This is a genomic window from Streptomyces javensis (genome assembly GCF_039525925.1).
Lineage (GTDB): Bacteria > Actinomycetota > Actinomycetes > Streptomycetales > Streptomycetaceae > Streptomyces > Streptomyces asiaticus.
The window spans coordinates 1-13793 of record NZ_BAAAIF010000081.1 but is presented as its reverse complement, the minus strand read 5'-3'; the positions used below and the strand labels follow the sequence as shown (position 1 = coordinate 13793).

The following is a 13793-nucleotide window of genomic DNA, read 5'->3' as shown; positions in this document are numbered from 1 at the left end:
CCCTCGGGCGAAGCGCCGGGCATGGCGCAAGGTGATGCCCGGCTTGGCCGACCGGTGCCACGTCATCGCGATCGACCTGCCGGGCCAGGGCCACTCCGAACGCCCAGGTGGCCACCCGTCACCAAAGCCGGACGACGAGACGGTGCAGCCGACAGCGAGACGGGCGTCGAGCATGTGCCCGCGCCGGGCTGGTCCCTGCACATCCGTCAAGGCGGCACGCTCGTCGGCGATGGGGAGCTCGTCGCGCATACTGAGTCCGGGCTGTTCACTTGTCACACGGTGTCCACAGCGACTGTCGTCAGCCGACCTCCACACCCTCGACCGGAAGGCTCTCCAGCCCCCGTACGACGTTGTTCAGGTGGCGGACCGGCGTGCCGATACGGAACCGCTTCACCCTGGCGGCCAGGGCCGACAGGAGCGCCTCGCCTTCCATACGGGCCAGCCCCTGTCCGGCGCAGGCGTGGACACCGTAACCGAAGGACAGGTGGTCGCCCGGTCGGCGGGAGACGTCGAACCGGTCGGGGTCGCTGTAGTGCCGGTCGTCCCGGTTGCCGGAGCCATACAGGACAACGATGCGTTCCCCCTCCCGGATGCGGACGTGGCCGACCTCGACCTCGGCGGTTACAACGCGGGTGAAGGCCTGCACTGGGGAGTCGTAGCGCAGCACCTCGTTGAAGGCGTCGTTGATACCCTCGGGCCCACCTCGACGGACCGCGTCCCACTGCTCGGGCTCACGGGCGAAGCACAGCACGGCGTTGGACAGTGCGTTGACCGTGGTGTCGATACCGGCGGTGGTGTACGCCGAGAGCAGGGGTGCGCACGACGCGTCCGCCCAGACCGCCACCTCGTCCCGCACTGAGCCGGGGATCCCGATCAGATCCGCGACGACGGACACCGGGAAGGCCCTGGCCAGGTCCCGCACCGCGTCGAAACTGCCCTTCTCGACCAGTATGTCGACCAGTTCGCGGGCCTGGAGCTGGATACCTTCACGCAGGTGGCGCGCAGCTGGCGAGGAGCGAGTCGTTCCGACAACACGCCACGCAGCCTGCGGTGTTCCGGCGGGTCAGCCGCAAGTACCGTGCCCTGCAGAGCAGCGTTCATCGGGTCGTCGAGCGCGACCCCGCTCGCTGAAGAGAAAACCTCCCAGTTGAGCAGCGCGCGGCGGATATCGGCATACCGGGGCAGCGCCCAAACACCATGCCGCTCCAAGCACACAGCCGAACCCTGCGCACGCAGATCCGCGTACACGGGATAGGGATCGTCAAGAACGTCGTCACTGAACAGATCAACGGTGGTCGTGGGTGTGGAGCGCGGCATGAGGGCTAACAGTAACTCTGCATCAGCGCACACACCCAGACGGACTTCCGAGGAGCGGCATGAGATCCCCGCTGTTGCCTTCGGCCGGGTCGACGACCATGTCAATCATTCGGAGCGTTACCTTTACGAACAGCCGGTGAGGTCACCGAACTGCTCACCGATCTCGCGCGACATCCCAATGAGCCCAAAAGCCGCCACGGGATGATTTTGATGGTTCGGCAGTGCGGTTCGGCGGCGGCATCCTGGTCCGGATCGTGCTCGGCTGCTCCGATACCTGGCCCCGGTCAGCCGTTGGGGCGACTTCCTGGGCCCATCGCCCACCCGCTAGCGGGTGGACGGAGGCTGGTGGATGCGCTGGAGTCCCAGCGGTGCAGGCGGAGGCAGGGGCTCGGTACGGCCGGACCGGAAGGACTGGAGAAGATAGCCGGCCAGGCGTCGGGACGCGGCCAGCGAGACCTGCTGGGACTCTCCGACGACGCCGCTGTTGGCCAGGAGCAGGAGAGTGACGTCGGCGGGGTGGAAGTCGGCCCGCAGTTGCCCCGCGTCTTTGGCCCGCTGCACCAGTTGGGCGAGGCCCCTCTCCGCGCGGGTGCGGTCGCGCTCGTAGTCGACGGCGTCGGGGAACTGGGAGAGGAAGGCGGCCGTGAAGCCTCGGTCGGTGGCTGCATGGCGCACACCTTCTCGATCACACAGCAGAACCCGCGCCAGGGATCGGGGTCGGCCAGCGCGTCGTCGAGGACGGCGGCGCAGCTGGCCATCTGTGCGGCGAAAGCTTCGGTGACGAGCGAAGCTCGGGTGGGGAAGTGCCGATAGAGGGTGGCTGCTCCGACCCCTGCGCGGCGGGCGATCGTCGTTATGGGTACGTCGATTCCCTGGATCGTGAATGCCTCGCGGGCGGCTTCAAGGATGCGGTCGCGGTTGCGCCGGGCGTCGGCGCGCAGCCCGGTGGCCGCGGCGGGCGGCGGGGGTCTGTCGGTGCAAGCCGGTAATGGTCGGCCTGGTTTCCGAGAGCTCTGAGCAGGCATGTCTCCCACTTTAATGTAAGTGGAAGGTGTCGCCCGTTTACGGCGCTACGGTGGATAAGTGAGCAGGAAGATCTCTTTCGCTCACGCCCTGGAGGTCACCGCTGGCGCGACAGTCGCCGCGGCACGCGACCGCCACCGCTCGAATCCCGGACTCGCGCGAGCGCCCCCGAGGGTGCCGCCGTGGCCGGGCCCCAACCCTCGACTCGGCGACCGGCCGCGCGCCGGCGCTGACTTCCCGTGCCCTTTTCTGAGAGGTGCCCATGACCCCGAACCAGCCTCCCCAGGCGGCAGCCGCTGCCGCGAGCGGCGGGAGTGCGCCGGATGCGCGTCAGCTGCGGACGGTCCTGATCGCCGTCTCGGTCGCGTTGATGGCCGTCATCGCGTCGGTGTCGGGGCTGAACGTGGCCCAGACCGACCTGGCCGTCGATTTCGAGGCCTCGCAGAGCACCGTCCTGTGGATCATCAACATCTACACCCTCGCCCTGGCCGCCCTGCTGCTGCCGCTCGGCGCCATCGGTGACCGTCTGGGGCGCAAGTCCATGCTGGTTGCGGGGCTGGCTGTCTTCGGCGTCGCGAGTGTCGCGGGCGCCGTGGCCCCGAACGCGGAGGTGATGATCGCCGCGCGGATGGGCGCCGGTGTCGGAGCGGCGATGATCATGCCCATCACCCTTGCCGTCATCACTTCCACCTTCCCCGAGGAGCAGCGTGGGAAGGCTATCGGGGTGTGGACCGGGGTGGGCGGAGGCGGCGGCGTCGTGGGCTTGTTCCTGTCGGCGTTCCTGGTCGACGCCGCCGACTGGCGATGGCTGTTCGCCCTGCCGGTGGTCCTGGTCGTCGTGGCCCTGGCCATGACGCTGAAGCCGGTTCCCAACTCCTTCGAGCGGTCCCGCCATTCGTTCGACACCATCGGCGCGCTGGTGTCCACCGTCGCGGTGGTCGGCCTCATCTTCGTCCTGCAGGAGGGGCCAGAGCGTGGCTGGACCGCCCCGGTGACCCTGATCAGCCTCGCTGTCGGTCTCGTTGCCACCGTCGGTTTCGTGGTCTGGGAGCTGCGCCGCCGGGACGCCTCGCTGCTGGACGTGCGGCTCTTCCGTGAGCGCGGCCTGGCCGGCGGTTCGGTCACCCTGCTGGTGACCTCCGGTGTCCAGGCGGGTATCACCGTGGTCCTCCTGCCCTTCTTCCAGGCCGTGCTGGGCTGGTCGGCGCTGCTGTCCTCGGTGGCGATGCTGCCCATGGCCGTGGCGCTGATTGTGGCTTCCGGCGTGGCCCCCAGATTGGCTGCACAGATCGGCGTCCGCCGGACCCTGGTCATCGGCATCGCGTTGGCCGGTGTCGGCCTGGCTCTGATGGCGCTGTTCGTCTCCGTCGACGGCGGCTATCTCTCCGTCCTGGCCGGCTTGCTCGCCCTGGGTTTCGGCTCGGGGCTGGCGATGACGCCGTCCACGGAGGCCATCACCAGCTCACTGCCGCGCGAGAAGCAGGGCGTGGCCTCCGCCCTCAACGACGTCACCCGCGAGTTCGGCACCGCACTGGGCGTCGCGCTGCTGGGCGCGCTGCTGTCGTCCGGCTACCGCAGCTCCATCGACGGCAAGCTTCAGGGCATCCCCCAGGGCACCGCGGACACCGCGCGCGACGGCATCGCCAACGCCCTGGAAGCCGCACCCACCGCAGGCCCGCGCGCGCAGGACCTTGGTCCACGCCGCCCAGCAGTCCTTTGTCGACGGATGGCAGCAGGCCATGTGGGTGGGCACCGTCGTCATGGGCGCCCTGTTTGTCTACATCGCCCTGCGCGGACCGAAGAAAGCTGCCCCTGTGGCCGCGGACGAAGCAGAGGTCACCGAGAACGTCGCCGCCCGATGATCCCGTAGAGGATCGGACAGACGGGCACGCCAGACCGTGCATACCGTGGCAGGCGCCAAGCCGCGCGGCGCCTGCCGCCCTGCCACCACGGCGACCAGCTCGGTGCGGTCCAGGTCCCGAACGGGCCGCAGGCAGGGGCCGTCGGCGCCGAGCGTTTTTCAGCCGCAGCCTTTGCCGGCGCCGGATGCGTCGTCGCCCTCGGGAGCGAGGTGCGTTCGGCGAGTTCGCGGTGAGCCCGGAACAACGCTGTGAGCCGGCACAAGCCGGTCGCCTGGCGGGCGGGTGTGGCCGGGGTCATTCGCTTTCAGCGATGAAGCCGGCCAGAGCGGCAGCGACGGCGTCGGGTTGTTCGTCCGGGATGAAGTGGCCTGCGTCCGGCACGACGGTCCCGGTGGTGTTGTCGGCCCACGGCCTGAGGGAAGCTGCCATGTCGGGGATGGAACCGTGGCTGCTGGAAATCCCGAGGACCGGCAGCGTCAGGTGGTGCTGTTCAAGGGCCTCGTGGTTCTTCCGCGCCGATTCAGTGGCGTCCCGGTAGTAGGCCAGGGAAGCGCGGAGTCCGCCGTCAGCGGTGATGGCCGCGGCGTACTGCTCGATCTCGGCGTCGTCGAAGGTGTCGGAGGCGAGGGTCTTGGCCTTCAGGAACCAGCCGACGTACTCGCGTTCACGGCCTGTGAGCAGTGTTTCGGGCAGGTCGGGCACGAGATGGAATGCGAAGTGCCAGGTCTTCCACGCCCCCTCGGGGTCGGTCGGGATGGTGTCGGGGAGGGTGATGCCCGGGATACCGGCGTCGAGCAGTGCGAGGCCATGCAACCGGCTCTCGTACTTCAGGGCGAGGGAGAAGGCGACCCAGGCACCGATGTCGTGGGCGGCCAGCCAGTATGTCGACACTCCGAGCGCTTGCACCGCGGCGTGGACGTACGCGGCGACCGTGTGCGTGTCGTAGCTGCCGTCCGGGCGTTCGGAGTGGCCCTGGCCCGGCAGGTCGATCGCGATGACGTGGCACCGGTCGGCCAGGCCGGGCATCACCTTGAGCCATGCCCACCAGGTCTGCGGGAATCCAGCGAGCAGCACGACGGCTGGGCCGGTCGGCTGACCGCCCTCGACCGCATGAAGCCGGACACCGTCCGCGTCGACCCAGCGGTGGGTGAAGCCGGCCAGGTCGTGCAAGGGCAGGTCGCGGACCGGGTTGTCGGGGACGTGGGTGGTGGTTGCCGGATCGGTCATGGTTTTCCTCCATCGATGTCGGTGTGCTGGTTCGGTATGCCGGCCGTGGCGGGGCCCGCGAGCGCGGTGGACACGACGAGAGCGGCGCCCGTGTGCACGAGTTCCGGGCAAATCGCATATTTATGGCATTTAGCGCCATTATTGGCTTGCTCTGGGTATCCATTCGGAGCCCGTCATTGAGAGCGCGGGACACGGAGCCACTCGGTGCGGCGGCCGCTCAGGCCACGGTGGTGGCTGGGCGGCTGAGTGCGCTCGCGAGGGTCGTCGCAATGACGGCGACGGCGAGGATCAGGGTGGCGACGTCCTGGTTGATGGTCTGGTCGAGGAGTCCCAGAGCCAGCGTGGGAACGATCGTGCCGGTGTAGGCGAACAGGAAGTACGTGGAAAGCAGGTCCGCCCTGCGCCGCGGGTCGGCGAGCCGCTGGGTGGTCGCGACGCCGCGACGGAAGGCCAGGCCGATGCCCGTGCCCGCCAGGAGCGTTCCGGCGGCGAACACGGGCAGTGACCGCGCCAACAGCCCGGCCTCGAACACCGCGACACCCGCCACGAGGAACGCCGGCGTCGGCCAGCGCCCGGAGGTCCACCGCTCCGGGGCGGCCACCTGCGCGATCAGGGCGACGATGAACAGCAGACCGACCTCTGCGCCGACGGCTGCGACGTTGTGGACGTGCAACTGTTCACGGAGAAAGGAGGGCACCAGCGACGAGAACAGTCCGCTGACCGCGAACGCGGCGAGGACAGCCGTGGCCACCCTCAGGAACTCGGTCCGGGCTGGCCGCCGGTCGGGAAAGGCCGGGCGGCGCACGGACATCGCAGGGCGCTGCCGGGACGTGACGGTCTCCGGGGTGACGACGACGGCCAGGAACGCGGGGACCAGGCTGGCGAGGTAGACCCAGAACACCAGGTGCGTGGGGTTCGCCTCGTATTGCGCGAACAGGCCGGCGACAATGGTGCCCAGCCCCAGTCCGCCCATGTTCGCCGCCGTGGAGACGGTCGACGCCAGCCGGGTGCGCTCGGCTCCGGCGAGCTCACCCAGTGCCGCGGTCCCTGTGGCGGTGAAGACACCGGTGCTCAGGCCGCACAGGAACCGTGCTGCCAGCAGGGTTCCGACATCGTGGGCCAGGAGGAACAGCGCTGTGCTCGTGGCCGCGGCGAGTACGGCGGCGGCCAGGAGGGGACGGCGGCCCACACGGTCGGACAGCGACGCGAACACCATCAGCGCCAGCACGGTCCCCAGGGCGTAGACGGCGAAGACCAGCGTGGTGGTGAAGGGCCCGAAGCCCATCTGCGGCGCCCAGAACACATACAGCGGAATCGGCAGCGTCCCGCCCAGCATGACCACGGTGTACACAGCGGCCACGAGCCAGAACCCGGCGCGCGATCGGCGCCCGCCGCCAGGCGGAACAGTCCGTACGCGGACGTCTGACGCGATGTGGTCGGTCATGGTGCGGCCTTTCGAGTGCGACAACCGGGACCCTCACGCTAACCATCTTGGATCGATCGGTCAAAGATAGCTGGACCGATCGATCCAAGATTCGAGTAGGATCACAGCAGGGATGCACAGAAGGAGGTGGCCGCTGTGTCCGGCCGGAAGCAGTTCGACATCAGCGCGGCCCTGGATCAGGCCATGCGGGTCTTCTGGCAACGCGGGTACCCAGACGCCTCACTCGATGCCCTCGCTTCGGCCACCGGCCTCGGCCGCGGCTCCCTCTACGGCACCTTCGGCAACAAGGAGACCCTGTTCGGCAAGTGCCTGGACCGCTACGCGTCGATCTACGGCGCGCAGTATGAGCAGGCGCTCGCGGCACACCCCGGTGACCCGGTGCGGGCCGTCGAGGCATTCTTCGACGTCGTCCTCAGCCGTATCGCCGACCCGTCGGTCCCCGTGGGGTGCCTCATCGCCCAGTCCGCAGCGCAGTCACTGACGCTGAAGGAGGAGAACGGCATGCAGGTGCGTGGCCTGCTCGACGTACAGCGCCAACGGGTACGTGCGGCACTGGCGGACTCCTCGGCCGACAGCCGGACGCTCGACGAGCTCGCCACGTTCGTCGTCGCCGTCAACCAGTCGCTGGCCGTACTGAGCCGTGCCGGCACCTCGGACGCCGAACTGCGCTCCGTGGCCCGACTCGCATGCACAACGGTGGCGGACACCATCGCCCGGGCGGCATCCAAGGACGTCGGCCAAGGCTGACGGGCACCGGCTGCGCCGGCACTCGCCCTCTGCGACCCGGCATGCCCCCAGGCACCCGTCGGCGCGATGCCGAGACGGTCGGCACTCTCGCGGACGGAGTGCTCAAGGGCGTGTAGCGACACCGTGACCGGCTCGCCGTCGGTCCACTGCCCAGCCGACACCGTGACAAGCCTGCACCATGGTCTACCGCCTGGTGGGCAAGGGCGGGAGGCTCAGGCGGCGCCTACGCCCACAAGCAGTCGGCCACCTGGGTAGGAGCCTTGAAACTCGCCTTCGGCCTGCTCCTGGTCATGTTCGGCGCCCGGCAGGGGCGCCGGCGCCCGTCGGCCCCTCCCAGGCGCAGTTGCCGAACTGGATGGCCGCGGTCGACCAAGTGTCACCCAACTACCCGTGAGCGGTGTAGTTGGCCCTTCTGTGTGGTGCTGTTGGCCCGCAGGTGCGACTTTTGGATGCGTCCCCTGCCGCGGGCCAGCATGCCGGGCACGACTCGCTTGGCGAGGTGGACGACCGCGTTGACGTTGAGGGCGATCAGCTTGAGTTCGTCTCCGAGGTCGGTGTCGGTGGCGAAGGCACCGCCGATGCTCCGGCCGGCATTGAGGACGGCGACGTCGAGGGGGCGGCCGATCTCCTGCACCTGCTTCCACAGGTCTTCGACGCTGTCGTAGGTGGCAAGGTCGGCATGGAGCGGGTAGACGGTGGCGCCCTGGGCGCGCAGGCGCTCGGCGACGGTGTCGATGGAGTCGCTGCGGCCGGTGCCGATGATGTCGTAGCCGCGGGAGGCGAGTTGGCGGGCGATCTCGGTGCCGATGCCGTTGGAGGCGCCGGTGACGATGGCGAGGGGCCGGTTCGCAGGCGTGGCTGACATGATCATTCCTTGTCTCTGAGCTGGAAGGGCAGGCGGCGGGGCCGCCGGGCCGGACGGGATGCCGCGGCGGGCCTACGCGTGGCGGGGATCTTGTTCGCCCGTCCCGCGCCGTTGCGGCCGGGCAGTGTCCTTGCCCGCGACGGCGGGATGGGGGGTGGACTGGGCGTACCAGCTGGCCAGGATGCGCAGTTTTTCGAGGTCGTCGTCGGTTTTGCCGGCGTAGACGAAGAGGATCTGGTCGGGGTCGCCGGGCAGGGAGAGGGCCTCGTAGGTGATGTCGAGGCGGCCGACGACGGGGTGGTTGAACCGTTTGGTGCCCCAGGTGCGTTCGACGACGGTCCGCTCGGCCCACCAGGTGCGGAACTCGGCGGACACCGCGCGTAGTTCGGCGACAAATGCGGCGATCTGGGGGTCGTCGGGGTTGCGGCCTGCCTCGGCGCGCAGCACGCCGACGACCTCCGAGGTGATCTGCGCCCAGTCGAGGTAGAGGGAGCGGGCGGCGGGATCGAGGAGCATCCAGCGCAGCAGGTTGCGCTCGCCGGGCGGGCGGTGGTTGAAGGGGGTGAGCAGAGCGTCGAGGAGGTCGTTGGAGGCCAGGACCTCGTTGCGGCGGCCGAGGACGAAGGCGGGCTGGTCGTGCAGCCCGTTCAACATGCGCAGCAGGTCGGGGCGTACACGTTGGGGCGGCGCCTGCTGCGTGCCGCGACGGGGCTGAGGGCGCAACAGGTCGCGCAGGTACTGGGTCTCGGCCTGGGTGAGGTGCAGGGCCTCGGCGATGGAGAGGATGACGCCTTCGGAGGCGCTGGTGAGGCGTCCTTGTTCCAGGCGGGTGTAGTAGTCCACGCTGACCCCGGCGAGCTGCGCGACCTCCTCGCGGCGCAGGCCGGGTACCCGCCGGCCCGGGTAGTTCGCGAGGCCGACCTGGGAGGGGCGGACCGCGTCACGCCGGGTACGCAGGAACTTCTTGATCTCCTCGGCATTGTTCGCCATGTCTGCCAGTGTTCCCCGGCCCGCGGCGGGGATCCACCTGCGTGGGGGGAGGGTTTTTCCCCGGCAGCAATGGCCCCCGTTCATGGCTTGGCCTGCTGCTTTACGGCGTGCATGAATGGTGGGGCGGCCATCGCAGCGACGACCCCCAAGGGTCCGCAACCCGCCCGCCGTGCGTGTGGCACAGGCCGGACGGGCGCCGCTTCACCCTGTACACAGCATCCCCTCACCGTCACCCGTTGTGATCGTGGCGGGAGAGGTGCGCTCGTTCTGAGGAAGATCCGCATCGTGATTGCCCAGCAGAAGGTCTGGTTCATCACCGGCTGCTCGACCGGCTTCGGCCGCGCCCTGGCCCAGGAGGTACTCGCCGCCGGTCACAAGGCGGTCGTCACCGCCCGCAACGTCGCTCAGGTCAAGGATCTTGTCGAGGGAAACGACCAGGCGATCGCCCTGCCCCTCGACGTCACCGACGCCGCACAGGTCAGGGAGGCCGTCGAGGCTGCTGAAACGCACTTCGGCGGCATTGATGTGCTGGTCAACAACGCCGGCATCGGCTACTTCGCCGCCGTGGAGGAGAGCACTGACGAGGAGATCCGCCGGATCTTCGACATCAACGTTTTCGGCCTGTCCGACCTCATCCGCGCCGTCCTGCCGGGCATGCGCGCGCGCCGCTCGGGAACGATCGTGAACTTCTCCTCCATCGGAGGACTGCGTGCCTTCCCGGCCGTCGGCTACTACGCCGCCACCAAGTTCGCCGTCGAGGGCCTGACCGACGCCCTGCGCCAGGAGGTCGCCCCGCTGGGGATCACCACGCTGCTCGTCGAGCCCGGCCCGTTCCGCACCGACTGGGCCGGCCGGTCCGCCAATGAAACGCTGCCCGAGCGGGAGATCGCCGACTACGCCGAGACGGTCGGCGCGCAGCGTGCCGCATTCCGGGCGGACACCGGCAAGGAGCCCGGCGACCCCCACTCCGCCGCCCGGGCGATCATCACCGCCCTCGCGGCCGACACCCACCCCCAGCGCCTGCTGCTGGGCGCCCCGGCCTACAGCATGGCGATCGATCAGCTGGAGTCGATGCTCGCCGAGATCCGCGCGAACGAGGCGCTGACCCTGTCCGCCGACTTCGAATCCCCGGCCGCCTGACCTGATGCCAGGCTCCGTCGGCCGGTGACGACGCCGTACTCCGGCCTGTCACCGGCCGGCGGCACCCGGACAGCTGCGCTGCCTGCCCGTACGCCGCACGGAAGCCGAACCGATGAGCACGCACACCACCCCCAACCGGGAGAGCCTGCAGGCCGCCGCCCGCACGGTGATCACCACCCTGGCCGAAGCGACAGACCCGCAGCACCTTCTCCAGCACTCCCGGCCCTTGCACACGGCCGTGAAGGAGATGGAAGCGAAACTCACGGCCCCCACGCCGACGCACCGCGACCGGCGCCGGACTCTCGAATCGCCCGCCCCGAGCTGCCCACCCGTAGCGGTCGGCCCCCAGCCGCCGGCGACCCCGCGGCCGGACCTTGCACCACCCGCACCCGTACGACGAAAGGCTCCAGGATGAACGCGCACCGCACAGCGGCCACCGGCACCGACCACGGCAATGTCCAGATCAGCCACGGACGCGCCTGTATCGACCAGGACGCCGGAGTCCGCATCGGCTACACCCTCGCCGAACCGTCCCCGCTGCCCGAGGGCGAGGCGCCGAAGACCGTGGTGCTCATCCACGGCGCCCCGCAGACCCGGCATGCCTGGCGCAAGGTCGTCACCCCACTCGCACAGGCCGGCTACCGCGTCGTCGCCCCCGACTACCGCGGCGCCGGCGCCTCGACCAAGCCCCTCGACGGCTACGACAAGTGGACGATGGCCGCAGACCTGCACGCCCTCGTCCACGACCACCTCAACATCCCGGGGCCAATCTCCCTGGTCGGACACGACCTCGGCTCCATGCTGGCGTTCGGATACGCCCTGCGCTATCGCGACGACGTCGTCAGCCTCACCGCCATGGAAGCCCCGCTGCCCGGCACGGACTACTACGAGCAGCGCAAGGTCGCCAAGAGCGCCTGGCACTTCGACTTCCACGCTCACCCGGACATCGCCGTCTACCTCACCCACGGCCGGGAACCCTGGTACATCACCCGGTTCTTCGACGACCTGACCTACCAGCCCGACGCCATCACAGACGCCGATGTGGACGTCTACACCCGCGCCTTCCAGGCTCCCGGCGCCATGCGCGCCCTGTGCGAGATCTACCGGGAACTGGACCACGACGCCCAGATCCACCGCGACGCCATCGCCTCCAGCGGCAGGCTCACCGTTCCCGTGCTCGCCTCCGGCGGCGCCACCCAAGCACTGGCCGCCAACTACAAGGCCATGTGCGAGGAGATCGCCGACCACGTCACCGGCCACCTCGTCGAGGGCGCCGGCCACTGGGTGCCCGAGGAGAACCCCGAGGGCTTCCTGCGCATGTTCCTCGATTTCGACAACCGCGCACGCACCGACTGAACGCCGCTTCGCAGAAGGAGAGAGCCACCATGTCCGACAATCGCGACACCCACCTCCAGGGCCGCGTCAGCGTCATCACCGGCGCGTCCTCCGGAATCGGCGCGGCCACCGCCCGGGCCCTGGCCGCGCGCGGCGCCCGCGTCGTCCTCGCCGCACGCAACGCCGACAAGCTCAACACCCTGGTCACCGAGATCCGCGATGCCGGCGGCACCGTGACTGCCCGCATCACCGACGTCACCCGCAGGGACGACGTCGAGGGCCTGATGGACTTCGCCGCCAGCGAGTACGGCCCCGTCGAGCACCTGGTCAACAACGCCGGCCTGATGCTCTTCTCCAAGTGGTCCGACCGCGCCGTCGACGACTGGGACAAGATGATCGACACCAACCTCCGCGGCTACCTGCACGCCATCAGCGCCGTCCTGCCCGGCATGATCGACCGTCAGTCCGGCCACATCCTCAACCTCAGCTCTGGCCGGCATCCGCGTCGGGGACGCCAGCGGCGTCTACAGCGCCAGCAAGTTCTTCATCCGCGGCATCACCGACAGCCTCCGCCAGGAAGTCGGCATCGCCCACGGGATCCAGGTCTCCATGATCAGCCCCGGCGTCATCGACACCGGCTGGGCCGACAAAGTCTCCAACACCGAGGGCAAACAGATCGCCCAGCAGCTCAACGAGGGTGCCATCCACCCCGACCGGGTGGCCGACGCCGTCGTCTACGCCCTGAACCAGCCCGCCGACGTCACCGTCAACGACATCGTCATCCACCCCACCCGCCAGAACTGGTAGTCCCACCCTCAGCCCCTGGAGCAACGCCGCGCGGAGTACCACGGCGGTCGGCCACCGGCAGCACCGAACCTCCACCCAAACACGGAAACGGAGCACCTCTTATGAGCAGCACCGCCTCCCCCCGTCCGCTCGCCCTGGTGACCGGGGCCTCCGCAGGCATCGGCTACGAACTCGCGAAGCTGTTCGTCATCAACGGCTTCGACCTGATCGCCACCGGCCGCAGCGAGCACACCGACCAGGCCGCGGCCGACCTCGCGCGGCACGGTGTCGACGTCACGCCCGTGCGCGCGGATCTCTCCCAGCGCGAGGGCGTCGAGACGGTGTGGCGGGCGGTGGAGGAGACCGGGCGGCCGCTTGACGCCGCGGTCCTCAACGCCGGCCGCAGCATCGGCGGTGCCTTCCTCGACACCGATCTCGACGAGGAACTCTCCCTCATCCAGCTGAACGTGGCGTCCGTCGTCCACCTGGCCAAGCACGTCGCCCGGCACATGGCCGGCAACGGCCGCGGCCGCATCCTGATCACCTCATCGCTGTCGGCGACCCTGCCCACCCCCTACGAGACCGTCTACGGGCCTTCCCGCGCCTTTACCCGCATGTTCGCCCTCGGGCTGCGCGAGGAACTCAAGGAACACGGCGTCACCGTCACCTGCCTCATGCCCGGCGCCACCGACAGCAACTTCCACGCCCGCGCCGGCATGAACAACACCGCCTTCGGCCCCGGCATGAAGAAGAACAGCCGCAAGGACGTCGCCCACCAGGGCTTCCTCGCCCTGATGAACGGACGCGCCGAGATTGTCGGCGGCGACGCCGCCACCAAGCGCACCGCCATCGAGCACCGCTTTCTGTCCGAGACCTACAAGGCCGCCCGCCACGCCACCAAGGCCAAACCCCGCTCCCACTGAGCCCTACCCCGCGGTGGTGCTGCAGAGGGTCGCAGGGCTAGGGTCTGTCGTCAAATGATCTTCGGTCGGGGATCATGGTCGGGTGATACGTCGCCATGAACTGTCGGATGCCGAGTGGGAGTTCGTCCGGCCGC

The 13793-nt window shown here is 69.4% G+C and carries 9 protein-coding genes and 4 pseudogenes; 7 read left to right on the top strand and 6 right to left on the bottom strand.

Annotated features, from left to right (window positions below; all coding sequences use genetic code 11):
• Nucleotides 1-19: 19 nt before the first annotated feature.
• Nucleotides 20-106, top strand: a pseudogene (locus ABD329_RS41150) (alpha/beta fold hydrolase); the annotation flags it as partial.
• 192 nt (nucleotides 107-298) lie between these two features.
• On the opposite strand, the gene ABD329_RS41145 reads toward ABD329_RS41150, so the two are convergent.
• Both ABD329_RS41145 and ABD329_RS41140 read right to left on the bottom strand, forming a co-directional pair.
• The gene (locus ABD329_RS41145; RefSeq protein ID WP_309142709.1) at nucleotides 299-922 is read right to left on the bottom strand and encodes a cytochrome P450; all 624 of its coding nucleotides are present in this window, start codon (nucleotides 920-922) and stop codon (nucleotides 299-301) included.
• A gap of 719 nt (nucleotides 923-1641) precedes the next feature.
• Nucleotides 1642-2342 (bottom strand): annotated as a pseudogene (locus ABD329_RS41140) (TetR/AcrR family transcriptional regulator).
• A 260-nt stretch (nucleotides 2343-2602) separates the two neighbouring features.
• On the opposite strand from ABD329_RS41140, the pseudogene ABD329_RS41135 reads away from it, so the two are divergent.
• A pseudogene (locus ABD329_RS41135) lies at nucleotides 2603-4202 on the top strand (MFS transporter).
• Between the two features lie 294 nt (nucleotides 4203-4496).
• Here the strand turns inward: ABD329_RS41135 and ABD329_RS41130 are convergent.
• Nucleotides 4497-5429, bottom strand: a complete 933-nt coding sequence (locus ABD329_RS41130) for an alpha/beta fold hydrolase (RefSeq protein WP_198277037.1) — start codon at nucleotides 5427-5429, stop codon at nucleotides 4497-4499.
• A gap of 217 nt (nucleotides 5430-5646) precedes the next feature.
• Entirely contained in the window at nucleotides 5647-6789 is a 1143-nt protein-coding gene (locus ABD329_RS41125; protein ID WP_309142710.1) for an MFS transporter, read from the bottom strand.
• Nucleotides 6790-7008: 219 nt separating this feature from the next.
• Here ABD329_RS41125 and ABD329_RS41120 point away from each other — a divergent pair, with 219 nt between their 5' ends.
• Nucleotides 7009-7620: a TetR/AcrR family transcriptional regulator gene (locus tag ABD329_RS41120; protein WP_198277039.1), complete on the top strand. Its 612-nt coding sequence runs from the start codon at nucleotides 7009-7011 to the stop codon at nucleotides 7618-7620.
• A 376-nt stretch (nucleotides 7621-7996) separates the two neighbouring features.
• Here ABD329_RS41120 and ABD329_RS41115 read toward each other — a convergent pair whose 3' ends face one another.
• Together ABD329_RS41115 and ABD329_RS41110 are read right to left on the bottom strand one after the other, a co-directional pair.
• The gene (locus ABD329_RS41115) at nucleotides 7997-8485 is read right to left on the bottom strand and encodes an SDR family NAD(P)-dependent oxidoreductase (protein ID WP_198277040.1); all 489 of its coding nucleotides are present in this window, start codon (nucleotides 8483-8485) and stop codon (nucleotides 7997-7999) included.
• A gap of 72 nt (nucleotides 8486-8557) precedes the next feature.
• The gene (locus tag ABD329_RS41110) at nucleotides 8558-9475 is read right to left on the bottom strand and encodes a helix-turn-helix transcriptional regulator (RefSeq protein ID WP_198277041.1); all 918 of its coding nucleotides are present in this window, start codon (nucleotides 9473-9475) and stop codon (nucleotides 8558-8560) included.
• Nucleotides 9476-9760: 285 nt separating this feature from the next.
• Here ABD329_RS41110 and ABD329_RS41105 point away from each other — a divergent pair, with 285 nt between their 5' ends.
• The 4 genes and pseudogenes from ABD329_RS41105 (at nucleotide 9761) to ABD329_RS41085 (ending at nucleotide 13659) form a co-directional block, all read left to right on the top strand.
• The gene (locus ABD329_RS41105; RefSeq protein WP_198277042.1) at nucleotides 9761-10615 is read left to right on the top strand and encodes an oxidoreductase; all 855 of its coding nucleotides are present in this window, start codon (nucleotides 9761-9763) and stop codon (nucleotides 10613-10615) included.
• A 411-nt stretch (nucleotides 10616-11026) separates the two neighbouring features.
• A complete protein-coding gene (locus ABD329_RS41100; RefSeq protein WP_198275781.1) occupies nucleotides 11027-11971 on the top strand; it encodes an alpha/beta fold hydrolase in 945 nt (314 codons plus the stop codon).
• Between the two features lie 29 nt (nucleotides 11972-12000).
• A pseudogene (locus ABD329_RS48385) lies at nucleotides 12001-12757 on the top strand (SDR family oxidoreductase).
• Between the two features lie 101 nt (nucleotides 12758-12858).
• Entirely contained in the window at nucleotides 12859-13659 is an 801-nt protein-coding gene (locus tag ABD329_RS41085; RefSeq protein WP_198275780.1) for an SDR family NAD(P)-dependent oxidoreductase, read from the top strand.
• Nucleotides 13660-13793: the final 134 nt, after the last annotated feature.